Source organism: Candidatus Methylomirabilis limnetica, from assembly GCF_003044035.1.
GTDB lineage: Bacteria > Methylomirabilota > Methylomirabilia > Methylomirabilales > Methylomirabilaceae > Methylomirabilis > Methylomirabilis limnetica.
In genome coordinates, this window is sequence record NZ_NVQC01000022.1 from 253567 (window position 1) to 267048 (window position 13482).

The window sequence follows — 13482 nt, forward strand, 5'->3', positions numbered from 1 at the left end:
GGTTTAGGGTCTAGGGTATAGGGTTCAGAGTTCAGGGTAAGGGCTCCAAAGACCCTTCGGACCCCTATACCCTCTACCCTATCCCCTCTACCCTATCTGTAAGGGCGGCGATGCCAGGCAGTTCCTTTCCTTCCAGGAACTCCAGGGACGCGCCACCTCCCGTCGAGATGTGGGTCATCTGGTCGGCAACTCCAGCCAGGGAGACCGCGGCCGCTGTGTCGCCTCCCCCAATTATCGAATGCGCACGGCAGGTCGCGATCGCTTTAGCCAGCGCAAACGTCCCTTCCCGAAATGGCAGTAGCTCGAATACGCCCATTGGCCCATTCCACAGGATGGTTTTTGCGCGCTCAACCTCCAGAATAAACCGGCCGATTGTCGCGGGGCCAATGTCAAGTCCCATAAAACCGATCGGGATCGTCCCATCGACGGTCCTGGTGGGTGCATCTGCGCCAATCCGCTCCGCAATCACATGGTCACTGGGCAGATGGATGGCGACATTCAAATGTCTGGCCTGCTCCATCGTCTCCTGCGCTATCCTTAGTCCGTCGGCCTCTACTCGAGAGTTCCCCACCTCGTGCCCTTGGGCCTTCAGGAACGTATAGGCCATACCACCGCCGATCAGGAGGCTGTCCACCTTCGAGAGTAGATTGGCCAGGACCCCGATCTTATCCGAAACCTTGGCCCCCCCGAGGATGGCAATGAAGGGGCGTTTTGGCGAGTCGAGCAGCGCCCCGAGTTGCTTGAGTTCCTCCCGCATGAGAAAACCAGACGCCGACTGCTTGACGAATCCTGTCACTCCGACGGTAGAAGCGTGGGCGCGGTGCGCAGTCCCGAAGGCGTCGTTGACATACAGGTCACACAACTCCGCCAATGCCATGGCAAACGCTTCGTCGTTCTTCTCCTCCTCCGGATGAAAGCGGCAGTTTTCAAGCATCAGCACCTGCCCCGGGGCCATCCTGTCGATCCGAGCCTTCACCCCCGATCCCACACAATCCTCGGCCAGCTCTACCGGACTCCCCAGCAATGCCGCTAGCCGCCCAGCCGCTGGCTCGAGGCTGAACTTTGGGTTGGGGCCACCCTTGGGTCGACCAAGGTGAGAGATAAGTAGAACTTTCGCTCCATGTCGGATCGCATGGTTAATCGTCGGGAGCGCGGCGCGGATGCGTGTATCGTCCGTAATCGTCCCTTGCTCATCGATCGGGACGTTAAAATCGACACGGATCAGAAGCCGTTTCCCTTGGAGTTCCAGGTCATCGATACACAGTTTCATAGCTGAGTTCCGCGTTTCGGGTTGCGAGTTTCGGGTTCACGATTTCAGGTTCTGACCTTGCGGCTTTTTCTCCACTCGGAACTCGGAACCCGAAACTCGGAACTGATATTTATCGCGTAGCGATATACTTCACAAGATCGTGAATTCGGCTGGAGTAGCCCCACTCGTTGTCGTACCAGGACAGGACCTTGATCAAGGTGCCGTCTACGACCGATGTCGAAAGACCATCAACAATTGACGAGAGCGGATTGCCGCAAAAATCGACAGAGACCAACGGCTCCTCACAGAAACCGAGGATCCCTTTTAATTCACCATCGGCTGCCTTCCGAAGGGCGGCATTCACCTCCTCGACCGTGACAACCCGCTCCGTCTCTGCGACGAGATCGACTAAAGACACATTCGCCGTCGGAACACGAATAGCAAGCCCATGCATCTTTCCCTGCAGTGCAGGGAGCACCAGGCCCACCGCCTTGGCCGCTCCAGTACTCGTGGGAATCTGGGAGAGGGCAGCGGCCCTCGCCCGGCGAAGATCCTCATGGGGCAGGTCCAGGATCTGCTGGTCATTGGTATAGGAATGGATCGTGGTCATAAGGCCATGGCGAATTCCGAAGTTCTCCATGATCACCTTCGCAATAGGCGCAAGGCAGTTGGTGGTACAGGAGGCATTGCTGATGATCGCGTGCTTGTCCGGATCGTACATCTTCTCGTTGACGCCAAGTACGATCGTGACATCTGGATCCTTCGCTGGCGCTGAAATGATGACCTTCTTCGCCCCAGCCTGGAGGTGCTTGCTCGCCCCAGCCTTGTCGGTGAAGCGTCCGGTAGATTCGATGACTACCTGTACCCCCAGCTCTTTCCAGGGGAGCGCCGCCGGATCTCTCTGGGCACAGATCTTAACCTCGCGGCCATTGACCACGATGGCATCGTCCTTGGCCTGTACCTCTGCTTGTAGCACCCCATGGATGGAATCGTACTTCAACAGGTGGGCGAGCGTCTTAGCGTTGGTAATGTCGTTCACCGCTACGAATTCCAGCTCTCGGTCTCCGAGCGCTGCCCGAAAGACATTCCGGCCGATGCGGCCGAATCCGTTAATCGCAACCTTGATCGCCATGCCTCGCTCCTCCTCCTTGAAGTAACGAACCGACGCCTATTGTTCCGGTGGATGAATGAACAACCGGAAGGCATTCCGCTAGAAGGCAAACCAGCCCTTTTTTATAAGGCCTTTGATTCTAAATGTCAATCCCTTATGGTCAATCTCTCATAGAATTCGTAACTACAAGGTAGATAGGCTGAAGGCTGAAGGCTTTTAGGGGGAAGTCGCGTGATCATACAACACTCCGAAAAGGTCTTGAATGGCTCGATTCGTGCCTTGCGAGATACTTTAGAACCTTCAGCCTTCAGCCTTCAGCCTAAAAGCCTGAGTAGTTAGCGGAGTTCCGCAGGCGCCTTCACTCCACCCGGGCGAGTGTGTAGACTCCGACTTCCGCAGCGCCGGCAGCGAGCAGGACCTTTGCGCACTCGCCGGCTGTGGCACCGGTGGTAAAGACATCGTCAATAAGGAGGAGTCTCATGCCCTTCACCCGTTCAGACCGCGTCACAGCAAAGGCCCCCTTGACGTTTTCCTCTCGCTCTCGCCGACCCCCGCTTTGAGCCTCCGTGGCCCGGACCCTTTGCAATACACGGTGATCGACGCAGAGACCCCAGCCTGTCCCAATCTCCTTCGCCAAGAGCGCCGCCTGGTTAAAGCCTCGCGCACGCTCCCGCTTTGGATGGAGCGGAACCGGAATCAGGAGATCGAACTGGCGGGGATCAAAGAGTCGTCCGGCCCCCTCGACCATCAGACGACCGAGGTGGCGAGCAAGCGTGCGACGACCGCCGTACTTGAGCAGCAGAATGGCCTGGCGCATCGTCCGGTCCGCTTCGTACAACGCTGCCGCCCTCGCCATGGCAAAGGGTGGCAACCGCTCTCGGCAGGGTCCGCATAGGTGGCCTGGACTTTCTTCAAGGGTTCTCGGAGAGGCGAATGGCCTACCGCAGCGGGGACAGAACGGTTCGGAAACGAGCCGAACATCACGCCAGCAGCGGCCGCAGATGACGGACCGACGGGTGGCGTCCAGGGGTTGATGACACACTCGGCAGGGGGAGGGAAAAATGAGATGAAGAAAGGCTGCCAGCAGCTCCTTCAGCTCCGTTCCTCTTCCTCCTGGCAGGCAATACAGAATAGGGCAAAAGATAACGCCTCGAGCCGCTTCTCGCCGATTGGCTCGCCACACCGTTCGCACTCCCCGTACTTCTTCAGCCGCATCTTCTCCAGGGCAGCATCCACCTGCTTCAATAGCTGGCGCTCAGTGTCGCTGATAGAGAGCAGAAACTCCTTCGTGTAGGCTGTCGTGGCTTGATCGGCGATGTCCTGCGTACCGTCGCTACCGGTCTCCAGATTGTCCGCCTGCTTCTCCCGTACTGTGTTTATCAACGTACGTCGCTTCTCTAACAGTTTTTCCTTTAATCGTTCCAGTAGCGCTGCCCTCAACGGCATCCCCATCACCTCTCTGCCTGTGCGTGGCCGCACGCAGGCAAGCCACCCCAGCGATTCGGAAGATCACCCTCACACTCAAAAGAGAGAGTAGAGGCTTCAGGCACGGCTAGTCCCCAATAAAAAAGAAGCGAGGCTCATGAGCCCACGCCTCACGGGTATCGGTTTCATTTTGTTGAGGGTCGATACCCCGCAGCTTGCCGCCAGTTCGTCATACCGGCGAAAGCCTGTATCCAGAGGGCCCGACTGGATTCTCCCGTATCCAGTACGGGACAGGCGTGCCAAGCACGGAATGACGGGCCAGAACAGAAGACGATACCCCGCAGCTTGCCGCAGGGAAGCTTCATTCTAGCGGCCTACCCCGAAAGAACCGACGATCCGTGACGAATCAACTCTCGCTTCGGCGCGTCGGCCCACAACCCCTCCAGGTCATAGTACAGCCGCGTCTCTTCGTCGAAAATATGGATGATTACGTCGCTGTAGTCAAGAAGAATCCAACGGGCCTCCTTGTCGTCCTCCCGATGGAATATCCGAACTCGTTCTTCCCGAAGCCGCTCCTCGATCCGTTCGGCAATGGCTCGGCCCTGTCTGATCGAGGGGGTACTTACGATGAGGAAATGGTCGGTGAAAGAGCAGAGACCACGAAGATCGAGGTGTACCAGGGAAATAGGTTTCACCTCTTCGGCTGCTGCTGCTGCAAGTCGCAACAGCGTGTCGGTGTCGATCCGCTCTCTCGCGTCTCGTGACAACATAGGTCGTTTGTCTAAACTCACGTCGAAGCCTCGCATTCGCCTATTAGCTTTTGCCCGGAACAATACAGGCGGTTCTTGCCTATGTAAGCGGCTACAGTGTCGGTCACCAGATACCGGATGCTCCTCCCCTCCTTCACGAGTTGCCGGATCTCACTGGAGGAGATATCCAGCGATACCACTTCAACCAACAGGACCGGACGGGGTTCATGGTGTGCTTTTGCGGTCTCCCTCGTGATGGCAGAGATCTTCACGTACTCAAATCGAGGATTACCCAGAAGCTGCCGCTGCTCGGACGTCATATGGCGCTCCACCTCATCAAGCCGCCAGCCGGGACGGGCAGCGACGATGACTTGGGCAAGTGACAGCAGCTCCTGTGCTTCTTTCCAGGTGGCGATATCAAGAAACGCATCCACGCCCATAATGAAGTAGATGGCATTCTCTGCGCCATACAATTTCCGAAACTCCCGGAGCGTCTCAACCGAGTAGGATCGGCCCGGGCGGCTCAGCTCAATTGGGGAGACACTGAAGTACGGCGTATAGACCGTCGCCAGCGAAACCATCTCGTACCGGTGCAGGGCTGACGCCTCAAACTCCTCCTCTTTGTGAGGGGGCCTGGCGGCCGGAACAAAAGTGATCCTATCCAGCCCAAGGGCCCAGTAGATCTCCTCAGCGGCCCGCAGGTGGCCGAGGTGAATCGGATCAAAGGTCCCCCCCATCACGCCGATATGCATGATCAATACCAGAAATGTGCGGGGCGCGAGGTGCGAAAAAGCCCACTCAACGCACTGCGCACCCCCTCCGAGGGGGAGGGTGAGGGAGGGGGGGTCGCACTTCGCATATCATTTAGTTGAGTCTCGCACCTGGCCATCGCCCATGACAATGAACTTCTCGCAGGTCAGTTCCGTGAGGCCGACCGGACCGCGGGCGTGGAGTTTCTGCGTGCTTATCCCCATCTCGGCCCCCATCCCAAACTCGCCGCCGTCAGTGAAACGGGTGGAGGCGTTAACGAACACAGCACCGGCATCCACCTCCCGAAGGAAGCGCATAGCCCGGCTGTGATCCGCTGTGACGATCGCCTCGGCCAAGCCGGAGCCGTGTGCAGCGATGTGCGCCACAGCCTCTTCGAACGAGCCGACCACCTTGACCGACAGGATCAGGTCGAGATACTCGGTATCCCAGTCTACCTCGGCGGCAGATACGATACCCTGCACCAAGGCCCTTGTTCGAGGGCAACCCCGGATCTCAACCCCAGCCTCCTGCAACCGCCCGACGATTCGTGGCAAAAAGAGAGGGGCCACCCGCTCATGAACCAGTAGGCTCTCCATGGCGTTGCAGACGCCCGGTCGATCGACCTTGGCATTGAAGGCAATCTCCTCCGCCATGACGAGATCGGCCCCCTCATCAACGTAGGTGTGGCAGAGCCCTTTGTCGTGAGCCAGGATCGGAATGGTTGAGGTCCGCTGCACTGCCCGGATCAACTCCTCGCCTCCTCTGGGGATAATCAGGTCTACGAGCCCGCTAAGCTGAAGCAAGTGTGTTACTGCCTCTCGGTCAACCGAATCGATGAAGGCCACGCAACCCTTGGGCAGGCCGCTTCCCATGGCGGCATCCGCAAGCAGACTGCTGATGACCCTGTTGCTGCGGATCGCCTCTCGACCCCCTTTCAGAATGACGGCATTCCCTGACTTCAGGCAGAGGGCCGCCGCATCGGCGGTAACCCCTGGCCTGGCCTCGTAGATGACACCGATGACCCCGAGCGGTACCCGCATCCGGCCAACGAGCAGACCGTTTGGCCTGGGCCACATCCTGGTAATCTCCCCAACAGGATCGGAGAGCGCGGCCACCTGCCGGACGCCGGCTGCCATCTTCTCAATCCGCCTTTCGTCGAGAGCCAGCCGATCCAGGACCGCAGACGAGTGATGCTGTAACCTGGCCTCGGCTAGATCGATCTCATTAGCAGAGAGGATCTCCGCCCGGCCGTTCCACAGCGCGTCCGCTATAGCCATCAGCGCCCGATTCTTTACCTCCGGCACCACCAGGGCCAAGGCCCGAGCCGCAAGATGCGCCGCCTCCCCCAACTCTCTGACCATCTGCATCGTCACATTGCCCATCGGTGTGAAAGTCCCAGTTTCTAGTTTCGAGTTTCGAGTCCTCCCCAACTTAAAACTCGAAACTCGAGACTATTCTTATGCCAGAATCGTAACTACAAGGTAGATAGACTGTAGGCTGTTAGACTGTAGGAACGCGCACAGATGAGCCAGGCGTTTGCCGAATGCGACGCGAAAATGATGGAGACCGAAAAGGTTCTGGGCGCTTTGATTCGGTCCATGCGCAATGGCTAACAGCCTTCAGCCTACAGCCTAAACACCTGAGTAGTTACACAGTATCACCAGGTTGTCCCGGTGAACCACCTCATCGAACAGCTTGGCGCCAAGCGTATCCTCGATCTGATTGCTCTTGATGCCCTTGATCCGTTCCACCTGTTCAGCATCATAGTTCGCTACACCCCTGGCGAATTCTATGCCCTCGATATCGCAGAGGATGACCACCTCGCCCCCCTCGAACCCGCCATCGATCGATACAACCCCGGAAGGGAGAAGGCTCTTACCATGACGGATTAGCGCCTCCTTGGCCCCGGCATCCACAGTAATCCGTCCCCTGGGCTCCGTCGCAAAAGCTAGCCAACGCTTTCGACTACGCATCCTGGAAGCAGACGCCTGAAAGATTGTACCGACCGCCTCACCATGGATGATCCGCTCCAGGGTTCCTTCTACAAGACCGTTCGCGATGATGGTGGGGATGCCGGAGGCTGCCGCCCGGCGTGCCGCTTCCACCTTTGTGACCATCCCGCCAGTGCCGAGCCCAGTCCCCGACTCGTCGGCCCACAAGTGAAGATCCGTGGACCGCCGCGGCACTTCATGGACAAGCCGCGCGTGAGGATCTTTCCTCGGATCAGCCGTGTACAGCCCATCCAGGTCGGTCAGGATGACGAGCAGGTCCGCCCCGAGGAGCGTCGCCACTAACACCGAAAGATGGTCATTATCCCCAAACTTAATCTCCTCCACTGCGACAGTGTCGTTCTCGTTGATGACAGGGAGCACCCCCAGATGGAGCAGCGTAAATAAGGTGTTCCGCGCATTGAGGTACCGGTGTCGCGAGCGAAAGTCCTCCTGGGTAAGCAAAAGCTGCCCCAGCTTCTGGCCATAGGGTGCGAAGGCCTCCTCGTAGTGGCGCATGAGCAGGCTCTGGCCAACAGCGGCAGCGGCCTGCTTCAAGGGGATGCTCCCGGGCCGCTCGGTCAGTCCAAGCCGACTCATCCCAGCCAGGATGGCGCCGGAGGAGACCAGGACCACCTGACACCCCTCCTTCCGAAGCCAGACGAGCTCACGACAGATTCGCTCCAGCGTCGCCTGATGCAACGCGACATCGCCCTTGGACAGGACGGCCGAGCCAACCTTCACGACTAACCGTTTTGCCTCCCGCACACCTGCCCTGAGCGGTTCGATCAGGGCCACCACAGGCTTTGTCGAGGGGGCGGCGCGATCGTCTGGCGATGATCTTTCCGCGCGGCTCATGGGCCGTTTACCGCTGACGGCTCCGCAGTTTCAAGTTCCGGGTTTCGGGTTTCGGGTTTCGGGTCCTGCCCAGCGACACCTCCCACCTGGCTCCCAACGCTTGGCGTTTGCAACTCGAAACTCGAAACTCCAAACCAGGAACTGGCTTGAACCTGATCGGTCAGGTACTCAACGAGTTGCCCGATCCCCTCACCGGTCACGGCTGAGATCGGAAAAAGGGGGAGAACCCGCTCTGCACAGAGGGCGCGCATCATGGGGAGATGGGTGTCATGGGGAAGATCGATCTTGTTGGCGGCAATGACGCGGGAGCGCGTGAGCAGCTCGGGATTGAAGGCTCGGAGTTCTTCCTCTACCACCGCCAGCGCTTCTCGAGGATCCCGTGCAGTGTCAGAGACATCAATGACATGCACCAACAGGCGGGTCCGTTCGATATGTCGCAGAAAACGGATTCCGAGACCTGCGCCCAAGGATGCCCCCTCGATCAGGCCAGGGATATCAGCCGCCACGAAGGTGCCCAGCGAATCGATCTCGATGGTTCCCAGGTGTGGGGTAAGCGTCGTGAAGGGGTATGCTGCTACCTTCGAGTGGGCGGAAGAGATACGACAGAGAAGAGCGGATTTTCCCGCATTGGGAAGGCCAATCAGGCCGACCTCGGCGAGTAGTTTCAAGGTGAGATGAAGCCACCGTTCCTGCCCTTGTTGCCCAGGATCGGCGAGGCGAGGGGCCTGTAAGATGGGGGTGGCAAAGTGGGAATTGCCACGGCCGCCCTTCCCACCCTTAGCGACCAGCACCCGCTGTCCGTCCTCAACCAGATCGGCCAGAAGCTCCCCTGTGTCGCCATCCACGACGACCGTACCAAGCGGAACCGAGATGATCAGCTCGGCGCCGCGCCGACCATGCATCTTCTTGCCGCGTCCGTACGCTCCGTCTTTGGCGCGAGAGCGCCGGTGATACCTTTGGTCGCTGAGGGTTCGATACGAACGGCTGGCAACAATATAGATACTCCCGCCGTCGCCGCCGTCGCCGCCGTCCGGCCCACCTCTCGGGACATGCGCCTCTCGCCGAAAGCTGATAGCGCCACGACCACCATCCCCCGCCTTGACCTGAATGCGGGCCTCATCGACGAGCTTCAAGTGAACGCGCCTGTCTGCCGCCAGGCAGGTCAGACTGCCGTAATAATGCTGAGGAAGCGGCCTTGTCCCCCTCGGCGTTCGACAGTCACGACCCCGGATACCCTGGCATACAGCGTATCATCAGAGCCGATCCCAACATTCTTACCCGGTTTGAAGCGGGTACCACGCTGGCGGAGCAGAATGCTGCCACCCGGCACGGTCTGCCCTGCTCCGACCTTCATGCCCAGTCGCTGACTTTGGCTATCCCGGCCATTCCGGGAACTCCCCATCCCTTTTTTATGCGCCATTCTTCACCTCGAATGAATGTCCAAGGTTCTAAACGTTGAACATTGAACCTTGAACTTAGAACCTTTGTTACGCCCTGATCTCTGTAATTCGCAAGATGGTCTGTTCCTGACGGTGTCCCTGCGTACGCCGATACCGCTTTCGCCGCTTGAATTTAAACACGATAACCTTGGGCCCACGCCCCTGTCTGACGATCTCGCTCATAACCAGGGCGCCTTGCAAGTAAGGAGCCCCGATCTTCACCTGGTCTCCATCGGCCACCAGCAACACCTTCGAAAGCTCCACCTGCTTCCCTGTCTCGCCCTCGATTCGTTCAAGGGTGACAAGGTCGCCAGAACTCACACGGCATTGCTTACCTCCCGACTCGATAATTGCGTACACTGTTTAGTCCTCCTGGATCAAGGCTTTCAAAAACGGAGAGGAGGCCACCGGCCTCTCATTTACGGATTATTAATGTGGCATAGTGTAGACCGCTCATAGCGCCCTGTCAAGCAGAAGCTCCTGGCACCCTCGCAGCCTTCCACCGCCGGGCAGTCTCCATGATCTCCTGGGCATGGTGCAGGGGGGTATCCGATCGCCCCTTTGCCCCCAGCATCCTCGCAATCTCGCGGACTCGATCTTCTCCCTCCAGCACCTGGACGGCGATTTCAGTGCGAGCCCCATTGAGACGCTTCACAATCGAGAAATGGCGGTCGGCCAAGGCCGCGATCTGAGGCAGATGCGTGATTGAGAGAACCTGTCGCTCTTTCGCGATAGCCCAGAGCTTCTGGCCCACCACCTCGGCCATCCCCCCGCCGATCCCCACGTCCACCTCGTCAAAGACCAGCGTCGGGATCCGATCGGAGGCCGCGAGGATGGCCTTGATGGCCAACATGACTCGAGATAGTTCACCGCCGGAGGCGATGCGGCTAAGCGGCTTTAGCTCCTCGCCAGGATTCGGGGCAATCAGGAACTCCACCGCGTCCGCCCCGCTCGCCTCCAAACACGGACTGCCGGACTCATGGCGAGCCCTCACCTGGACGGCAAAAACCGCCTTCTCCATCTTCAGAGCCTGCAGCTCATCCTGCACCGCCACGGCCAGCCGATCGGCTGCTGTATTCCGGCGCGCGGTAATGGCAGCCGCCCGCTGCGTCAGCGCCTCTTCCAGCGTCGCAAGCTCCCGTTCGACCTCCTGCCCACGCTCCTCTGAGCAGATGAGGCGCTGCAACTCCGCTTCAGTAGACGTGGCGCATCTGAGAATCTCGGCAATCGAATGACCGTATTTCCGCTTCAATTTGCCGATCTCGTGCAGGCGCCCCTCCACCTGTTCGAGGCGCTCAGGGTCAAAGGCTACGCCCTCCCTGTAGTCCCTGAGCTGGGCTGCCGCATCCTCAATCGACGCGATGGCAGCCAGGCAGGCATCAACCGTTTCCTTCAACCTCGGATCGATGCTCTGCGCATCTTTGAGCTTCGAGACGATCGCGGCCAGGCGACCCATGACCGACCCCTGCTCTCCGTACAAACCCTCGTACCCCAGGTGCGCCGCCGCGTGTAGCCGCTCGGCGTGCATGAGGATCGTCCGCTCCTGGATGAGTTCCTCTTCCTCCCCATCGGTGAGGCGCGCGGCAGCGATCTCTCCTCGCTGATATTGAAGCTGGTCAAGACGCTGGGCCTTCTCTCGCTCTCCCGCGCTCACGGCATCCAGCTCTGCCCTCAGGGCCTGCCGTCTGCTATACATCGCGCGAAAGGCTTCCACATCCCCTGTCAGACCGGCATAGGCGTCGAGAAGCATCCGCTGACGAGAAGGCTGAGTCAGGACCACCCCTTGGTGCTGGCCATGGATCTCGACCAGCAGATCGCCAAGACCCCGAAGCCACGCCGCCGACGAAAGTCTCCCATTCAGATACGTCTTACTCTTTCCCTCCCGCATGAGCATGCGCCGTACGAGCAGGAACTCATCAGGCGGACACTCAATCCCACTGTCGGCCAGCAGGCGCCGAGCCTCCTCGTCCCAGTGATCGAACGCGGCCTCTACCGTCGCCCCTTCGGCCCCGGTGCGGATCTGCTCCGTCTCGCCCTTCGTCCCCAGCGCCAACCCCAATGCGTCGATGATGATCGACTTCCCTGCGCCGGTCTCCCCTGTGAGGACATTCAATCCAGGGCCGAACTCCACCCGGAGCTCGTCGATCAGAGCGAAATTCGTTATACTCAACTCGCGGAGCACGGCGTTACCGCTCGCCCCATTTCAGCTTTGTCCGAAGGATCTGGAAGTAGTCTTTCCCGGGCGCCTTGAGCAGGGTGATGGTATGGTCTGAGCGAACGACCCTGATCACATCGCGATGGCGAAGGGTAAACCCAACTTGGCCGTCCAGGGTCAGGTAGGCGTTCTCGTTCGTCAAGCCCTGGACGATCTCCACCTTTGCAGCATCTGGGATAACAAGCGGACGGAGGGTGAGCGTATGGGGGCAAATCGGGGTCAGGACAAGCGCGCGAAGTGTCGGGTAGACGATCGGCCCACCAGCCGCAAGACAGTAGGCGGTAGAGCCGGTCGGAGTAGAAAGGATGAGGCCATCGGCGCGGAAGGTCGTGACATATTGCCCGTCGATGTACGTCTCCAGCTCGATCATCCGGGCCAGGACGCCTTTGTTGATGACCGCATCGTTCAGCGCGACATACTCAGCGATCCGCTCTCCCTGCCGGTGGACCGTAGCGGTCAGCAGGATCCGATGGGTCACCTCATAGATTCCCTGTAACACCGCATCCAGGATTGGATAAAGCTCTTCAAGTGTCACCTCGGTCAAAAACCCGAGGCCGCCGAGGTTGACTCCCAGAATCGGGACGTCACGCGCCCCAATCAGGCGCGCTACGGACAGGAGCGTCCCGTCGCCTCCCAGGACCAGGAGGAGATCCACCAGCCCTGGCAGATCGGGCTTCGGATGACCACCAGACGTCCCGGCCAACTCGGCGGTCTCTTCATCCAGGATCGCTTCCACACCCCGAGCCTCAAGCCACGCAAGCAGCTCGGAAAGGATAGGCCGAGCCTCCGGCTTATGGGGCTTGGCGATGATGCCGATCCGTTTCACGCTCCTCCTCCCACGGCCTGTTCGGCCGCTTCTTCTGGGTCTAAGCCTGTCCCGATCTTACTCTTACTCAGATAGATGAAGAACTCGCGGTTCCCCTTTGGCCCGAGCAGGCAGGATGGGGCTACACCGAGAATCTGGAGCCCCAGCTCGGCGGCGCGTCTGCCGACCTTTATGACGACCTGCCGATGCGCCTCAGGGTCACGGACCACACCACCTTTTCCGACATGACCCCTGCCGACCTCGAACTGCGGCTTGATCAGCGCCAGGATCTCACCGGAATCGGTAAGAAGCGGTGGGAGAGCTGGGAGAATCGCGGCAAGAGAGATGAAAGCGAGATCTACAGTGGCAAGGTCCGGCCGGTCCGGGAAGTCGGCCGGCGTCAGTGTCAGGGCGTGGGTCCGTTCCATGACGGTAACCCTGAGATCGGCCCTGAGCCTCACGTCGAGCTGCCCGCGCCCGACATCAACGGCATAGACACGGGCGGCGCCATGCTGAAGCAGGCAGTCGGTAAATCCCCCCGTTGATGCGCCGAGGTCGAGGCAGACGCGCCCGTTCAGGGGAACCGCGAACTTCTCCAGGGCGCCTTGAAGCTTGACACCCCCGCGCCCCACGTACGGATGCTCGGGGACCATGAGCGCAACTCGTGCGCCTGTTGCAATAAGCGTCCCCGCTTTGTCCGCCACCCGGCCATCAACCAGCACGTGGCCAGCCAGAATAAGCGCTCTGGCTCGCTCGCGACTTGCCGCCAAGCCTTGCGCCTGCACGGCAAGGTCCAGCCGGACCCGTTTGGGCCTCTTGCCGGCGGGACCGTCAACAACCGATGGGACGCGTTGAACCAATCCTTCGACTGAGCTCAAGACAAGGTTCGTGAT

At 59.6% G+C, this 13482-nt stretch carries 14 protein-coding genes and 1 pseudogene; all 15 read right to left on the reverse strand.

Translation table 11 applies throughout. The annotated features are described in order from the left end of the window. Nucleotides 1-73 precede the first annotated feature (73 nt). On the reverse strand, nt 74-1270 hold the full coding sequence (locus CLG94_RS08605; RefSeq protein ID WP_107562620.1) for a phosphoglycerate kinase: 1197 nt from the start codon (nt 1268-1270) through the stop codon (nt 74-76). 109 nt (nt 1271-1379) lie between these two features. Beyond that, nucleotides 1380-2381 carry a type I glyceraldehyde-3-phosphate dehydrogenase gene (gene gap / locus CLG94_RS08610; protein ID WP_107562622.1) on the reverse strand — a complete coding sequence of 334 codons (1002 nt, stop codon included), beginning with the start codon at nt 2379-2381 and terminating at the stop codon, nt 1380-1382. A gap of 337 nt (nt 2382-2718) precedes the next feature. Further along, the gene (locus CLG94_RS08615) at nt 2719-3231 is read right to left on the reverse strand and encodes a ComF family protein (RefSeq protein ID WP_153062393.1); all 513 of its coding nucleotides are present in this window, start codon (nt 3229-3231) and stop codon (nt 2719-2721) included. A gap of 18 nt (nt 3232-3249) precedes the next feature. Further along, nucleotides 3250-3552 (reverse strand): annotated as a pseudogene (locus CLG94_RS14010) (double zinc ribbon domain-containing protein); the annotation flags it as partial. Beyond that, on the reverse strand, nt 3453-3812 hold the full coding sequence (locus CLG94_RS08620; protein ID WP_107562626.1) for a TraR/DksA family transcriptional regulator: 360 nt from the start codon (nt 3810-3812) through the stop codon (nt 3453-3455). The pseudogene CLG94_RS14010 and the gene CLG94_RS08620, both read right to left, overlap by 100 nt. Nucleotides 3813-4159: 347 nt before the next feature. After that, nucleotides 4160-4576: a ribosome silencing factor gene (gene rsfS / locus CLG94_RS08625; RefSeq protein WP_161954099.1), complete on the reverse strand. Its 417-nt coding sequence runs from the start codon at nt 4574-4576 to the stop codon at nt 4160-4162. Beyond that, on the reverse strand, nt 4573-5286 hold the full coding sequence (nadD, locus tag CLG94_RS08630; RefSeq protein WP_239993183.1) for a nicotinate-nucleotide adenylyltransferase: 714 nt from the start codon (nt 5284-5286) through the stop codon (nt 4573-4575). The genes rsfS and nadD overlap by 4 nt, the downstream gene beginning before the upstream one ends. 108 nt (nt 5287-5394) lie before the next feature. Then, a complete protein-coding gene (locus CLG94_RS08635) occupies nt 5395-6666 on the reverse strand; it encodes a glutamate-5-semialdehyde dehydrogenase (RefSeq protein ID WP_193450645.1) in 1272 nt (423 codons plus the stop codon). A 249-nt stretch (nt 6667-6915) separates the two neighbouring features. Further along, entirely contained in the window at nt 6916-8130 is a 1215-nt protein-coding gene (proB, locus tag CLG94_RS08640; protein WP_107562630.1) for a glutamate 5-kinase, read from the reverse strand. Beyond that, nucleotides 8127-9263, reverse strand: a complete 1137-nt coding sequence (gene obgE, locus CLG94_RS08645) for a GTPase ObgE (RefSeq protein ID WP_107562632.1) — start codon at nt 9261-9263, stop codon at nt 8127-8129. The genes proB and obgE overlap by 4 nt, the downstream gene beginning before the upstream one ends. A gap of 29 nt (nt 9264-9292) precedes the next feature. Beyond that, on the reverse strand, nt 9293-9550 hold the full coding sequence (gene rpmA / locus CLG94_RS08650) for a 50S ribosomal protein L27 (RefSeq protein ID WP_107562634.1): 258 nt from the start codon (nt 9548-9550) through the stop codon (nt 9293-9295). A gap of 67 nt (nt 9551-9617) precedes the next feature. Further along, complete coding sequence (gene rplU, locus CLG94_RS08655; protein WP_107562636.1) at nt 9618-9929, reverse strand: 50S ribosomal protein L21; 312 nt, start codon at nt 9927-9929, stop codon at nt 9618-9620. Nucleotides 9930-10035: 106 nt separating this feature from the next. Next, nucleotides 10036-11751 (reverse strand): DNA repair protein RecN, encoded by a 1716-nt coding sequence (gene recN / locus CLG94_RS08660; protein WP_107562638.1) that lies wholly within the window; start codon nt 11749-11751, stop codon nt 10036-10038. 4 nt (nt 11752-11755) lie between these two features. Next, a complete protein-coding gene (locus CLG94_RS08665; protein WP_107562640.1) occupies nt 11756-12610 on the reverse strand; it encodes an NAD(+)/NADH kinase in 855 nt (284 codons plus the stop codon). Continuing rightward, nucleotides 12607-13467 (reverse strand): TlyA family RNA methyltransferase, encoded by an 861-nt coding sequence (locus CLG94_RS08670; RefSeq protein ID WP_107562642.1) that lies wholly within the window; start codon nt 13465-13467, stop codon nt 12607-12609. Before CLG94_RS08670 ends, CLG94_RS08665 begins: the two co-directional genes overlap by 4 nt. Nucleotides 13468-13482 lie beyond the last annotated feature (15 nt).

What these genes read in the sequence shown, in the direction of transcription:
- CLG94_RS08635 (WP_193450645.1), bottom strand. Translation starts at nt 6,666, where the DNA reads ATGGGCAATGTGACGATGCAGATGGTCAGAGAGTTGGGGGAGGCGGCG.
- nadD (WP_239993183.1), bottom strand. Translation starts at nt 5,286, where the DNA reads ATGCATATCGGCGTGATGGGGGGGACCTTTGATCCGATTCACCTCGGC.
- CLG94_RS08620 (WP_107562626.1), bottom strand. Translation starts at nt 3,812, where the DNA reads ATGGGGATGCCGTTGAGGGCAGCGCTACTGGAACGATTAAAGGAAAAA.
- CLG94_RS08605 (WP_107562620.1), bottom strand. Translation starts at nt 1,270, where the DNA reads ATGAAACTGTGTATCGATGACCTGGAACTCCAAGGGAAACGGCTTCTG.
- rpmA (WP_107562634.1), bottom strand. Translation starts at nt 9,550, where the DNA reads ATGGCGCATAAAAAAGGGATGGGGAGTTCCCGGAATGGCCGGGATAGC.
- proB (WP_107562630.1), bottom strand. Translation starts at nt 8,130, where the DNA reads ATGAGCCGCGCGGAAAGATCATCGCCAGACGATCGCGCCGCCCCCTCG.
- gap (WP_107562622.1), bottom strand. Translation starts at nt 2,381, where the DNA reads ATGGCGATCAAGGTTGCGATTAACGGATTCGGCCGCATCGGCCGGAAT.